The sequence below is a fragment of the Candidatus Cloacimonadota bacterium genome (assembly GCA_028706475.1).
Taxonomy (GTDB): Bacteria; Cloacimonadota; Cloacimonadia; order Cloacimonadales; family Cloacimonadaceae; genus UBA5456.
The window spans coordinates 1-4,224 of sequence record JAQWBI010000080.1 but is presented as its reverse complement, the minus strand read 5'-3'; the positions used below and the strand labels follow the sequence as shown (position 1 = coordinate 4,224).

At 45.2% G+C, this 4,224-nt stretch carries 4 protein-coding genes; all 4 read right to left on the bottom strand.

What is annotated here, in order from left to right:
* The coding region (locus tag PHF32_08650; GenBank protein ID MDD4560784.1) for a proton-conducting transporter membrane subunit at positions 1 to 1,039 on the bottom strand (1,039 nt) is incomplete at its 3' end.
* The gene (locus PHF32_08645) at positions 1,036 to 1,761 is read right to left on the bottom strand and encodes an NADH:ubiquinone oxidoreductase (GenBank protein MDD4560783.1); all 726 of its coding nucleotides are present in this window, start codon (positions 1,759 to 1,761) and stop codon (positions 1,036 to 1,038) included. The genes PHF32_08645 and PHF32_08650, both read right to left, overlap by 4 nt.
* Positions 1,761 to 3,194, bottom strand: coding sequence for an NADH-quinone oxidoreductase subunit C (locus tag PHF32_08640; protein ID MDD4560782.1), 1,434 nt, complete (start codon positions 3,192 to 3,194; stop codon positions 1,761 to 1,763). Before PHF32_08640 ends, PHF32_08645 begins: the two co-directional genes overlap by 1 nt.
* A 29-nt stretch (positions 3,195 to 3,223) precedes the next feature.
* Positions 3,224 to 3,499, bottom strand: coding sequence for a hypothetical protein (locus tag PHF32_08635; GenBank protein MDD4560781.1), 276 nt, complete (start codon positions 3,497 to 3,499; stop codon positions 3,224 to 3,226).
* Between the last annotated feature and the right edge of the window lie 725 nt (positions 3,500 to 4,224).

Below are 4,224 nucleotides of genomic sequence, written 5' to 3'. Positions count from 1 at the left end.
CCAAAGTACCTGTTGACAAAAGTATGTTTCCAGAAGTATAGAACAACTGTGCTTTGAATATGGAGTGAAAAAAGATATGCAGAAAAGCTCCGCAGAAGCCAAGCATAGTCATAACCGGCAGATTTGCGTGAATACCCAGCAAGCCTGCGCACACTGCCATTCCAGCGATACCGATGTTTTCCACACTGGAATATGCCAGAGCCCGTTTCAGGTTTCGTTCATTCAAAAGATGGCTCACAGCCCAAAAAGCTGATATGCTGAAGATCAGAGTAAATACGGCAATCTCAGACAGACTGAAGCGATTGAGGCTGATGATCAGGAGTATCCCATAGAATCCGGTTTTGATGAGCATTGAACTCATTATGCCGGATACATGGGAAGGGGCTGCAGGATGTGCCTGAGGGAGCCATGATGCCACTGGGAATACACCAGCTTTAAAGGCAAAGCCGATTAGTATCAGATACATCGGCAGCGGTTTCATTTGCTCAAAACCACTGAAATCGAAAGTGCCTGATTGAAGGTAAGCAATGGCAAAGCCTGCCAATAAAAAAGCCGCACCGATCTGCATGGTGATGAGGTAGTTTAGTCCAGCCTCAAGATTCTCTCGCTTTGAGAAGACTATGCAGAAGAATGAGGACAAGCTCATCAGTTCCCAAACCATCAAAAAGATCAGGCTGTGTCTCATCCACAATACTCCATGCATGGAAATGCCCATTATTCCCAGCCACACCAGATGTGAGCGCAGGGCAGGAGTGGGATGTTCTTTCAGATAATAGTGCCCATACAGCATTCCCAAGGGCAGCCCCAAGGAGAAGATTACACCAAAGAACGCCGAAAGCTTGTTCAAAGCTATACCTACATCGCCAACGGGCATTGGCATACTGAATATATAGTCCACAATGGAGCGAGAGAAAAGCACTTCCATATACTCATAGGCCAGAAATGCCGAACCCAATAACCATAAGATTACATAGTAGCCCGAACGCTTCCACAATGTGGGAATAAAGGCTAATAGCAACACAATAAATCCGATACTCATTGTCGCCCCATAATGGCAGTAATGCCATGTACGATGCTGAGCGGATGTGCCGGACATCCAGGAATGAACAGACATGCCTCCCAATGCTTCAAAAAAGCGCGGTCGATAGCGTCTGCACCTGTACAAATACCACCGCTAATGGCACACGCACCGCACAAGATCAGGTACTTTGGTTCTGGAATAGCTTGCCAGGTTTCAGACAATGCTGAAGACATGTTTTTGCTGATTGGACCAGTGAGGATAAGCGCATCTGCATGACGCGGAGAAGCAACAATCTCCACACCATAACGACAGATATCGAAATTCACGTTGTTTGATGCCGCCAATTCCATCTCGCAGGCATTGCAGCCCCCTGCAGACACGTTGCGCAGGGCAAATGAACGACGCATAGAACGGGGCAGGCGAAACTCGATCTTGGGAAGCACTTTTTGACCGGGAGCCATAATAAGCTTTTCCCTGCTGTCAGTTGCTAATTTGTTGTTGGGTGTGAAGTTGATCATATCTGGATGCTTTCTCTCGCAAAGACCACAAAACACACAGCGGCCAAGGTCTATTCCTTTTTCGCTGAAGGCTTTTGCGGGGCAAAGATCGTTGAGCAGTTGCAGATCAGCAGATTCTGCTAATTCTGGTACTCCGGGAAAGGCAGGATCCATGCTGACGGTCAAGGGATCGGGAATTGCCTGGTATCCGTGTCTGATCCGGGCTTTTAACAGGTTGAACATCAGAGGTCACTCCCACAATAGGAAAGGTCAAAACTCTTGTTACACAGCGGGAAATCCGATACTTGCTCTTGTTGTACTGCCATCGACAAAGCCAACCAATTCTGTGATGAAGGGTCGATAACTTTGTACCACATGGCTTTCTGAGCATCTTTACTCTTTGCTACATGCACGATTCTTCCCCGGGCTCCTTCTACGATTGATACAGCTATCTGATCCGCTTGCAGTTCGTTGACCTGAGATTGGCAGGGCGCAGATGGATCTGCATTCTCCAGCAGGTTCAATATGATTTGTAGGGATTGCATACACTCCAGGTATCTGAGGTGAGCTCGGGCATACACATCTCCAGAGCTCTCAGTTTGTACCAGAAAACCAGGATATTGCCACATAGGGAAATCCAATCGTGCATCTATCGGAATTCCGCAGGCTTTTGCAGTAATCCCGGTAAAACCAAACTGTAAAGCATCGTTTGCGATTACTTTGCCGGTATCATCAAAACGGGAAATAAGGCTGGAGGTAGCAAACATAGCTTCAGCAACATCATGGATCTGCTCGATGCAGTACTGCATTTCCGTTTTCAATTTTTTGATTACAGCTGCTTTGAGACCATAATTCACACCCCCGGGCCAAAGAGCGCGTTTACCAAATCGGCTGCCGCAAATGCTCAAAGTAGAATTGATCACAATGGTGCGCAGTGCAGCAAACAGGTTCTGTCCCATGATGTATGCTACATCACCTGCCAGAGCACTGAGTGTAGATAGATGCATTGCCACCCGCTCCAATTCCAATAGGATCACCCGCAAATCCTCTGCTTGGGTTTTGCAGCCCGAAAGCTCTTCCACGATCCTACAAAAAGCTGTGCCATGCCCGATTACAGTATCTCCTGCGATTGCCTCTACACAGAGCATTTTATCCGTAAGCGCTCCTTGACAAAACATGGAAAGAATTCCTCGGTGTTGCCATCCCAACTGGATTTCAAGATGCTCTACAATCTCACCTCGCATCAAGAAGCGAAAATGCCCGGGTTCGATTACTCCGGCATGAACTGGCCCCACACCAACTTCGTGGATCAATGCAGAATCGCTTTCCAAAAAAGGATAATCTTCGATGGCAGGCTTGCTGCCAACAGGATGTCTCACGCTTTTCAACCAGGGATGGTTTATGGGCAGGATGCCGTATTCCTCGTATAGTTCTCGTTCAAAGATGTGAAATGCGGGGAATTCCATGGAGAGTGAAGGATACCGGGAAGGTTCTGGAAACGGAGTGCAGCGCAGATGAAGTTCTTGAGCTTTACCCAATAGACAATAGATCAGCTTCTCAGAAGTGCCGAAAAAAGCTAAGGGCTGAAATCCAGCGAGCAAATCCTGCCTGATCTCAGTTAGAAACGCATCCAGACTCAATGGCTGGATAGCCTCACTTCGAAAAAGAAAGTCCATACTAAATCTATCTTGATATCTGAAACAGACTACGATCCCATTGCGCCCATCATGCCACTCACAAAACCCATGAGAGTACTAAAAAAAAGTATCCAGATAGCAATTCCTATAGCCACAAAGATCAATTGAGCAATAGCCCAATTCTTGCGATTGGGATTTTCCGTGTTTCCTGTAGCCCAAACGATAAGCATTATGATATTCACAATCGGAATTATCATAATCAAGAGAGTGATAACCCATTGACCAATGCTAAGCACCGGAGCTTGACTCTGTCCATAAGGCAAATTGCGGTAATCTTGTTCCATAAGGATCCTCCTAATAGCATTTTTTCAATCTTTGTAACTACGCTAATGATGTCAAGATAAACCTAATTTACTATCAGATCAATTTTCATTTATCTCTGTGAGCTATTGGTAGTTGCAGATCAGTAATTATGTTTGCAATACATTGATTTATTATAAGAGTTCTTTCTCAGCGTGTTAAGCAGTGTTGAACCTGATATTATCGTGTTATCATCGAGTGACCACTGCTTGATATCAGCTTGATATCTGCTTTGGTACGCTTTGAACTCTACGGGAGTGCAATATAATCTAATAACCCCGAATAATGCACTGGAGTTCAAGACACCTATGCTATCTATCTCTGTTAAAATAAGTTCAGGGGTAGCTTGGAATCGGGCAATGCATAGCATCCACTCCAGTTGATGAAGTCCATCTGACCATATAACATATAGGTATACAATAAGATACGTAAGGTCTAATGAACTCCATCGCATTACTTGGGATAAATACAGAGAGAAGTAAAGACAGGGAGAAAATGCCAGGATAATCGAGTAGATTTGCATAAAAAAAACTGGGAAATAGCTCCATGAAATTGTGACCTGCAGATGCATGAAACTATGATGGAGACTGTTCACTTTGACCTGATCTATTTCCAATGAGTTAGCGCATGAGTTAGGTGAAAAAGTGGGCGAAACGACTAAAATATGCTTTCGAAACCGAATTGACAAGAAGGCCAGTATGCCATCTTT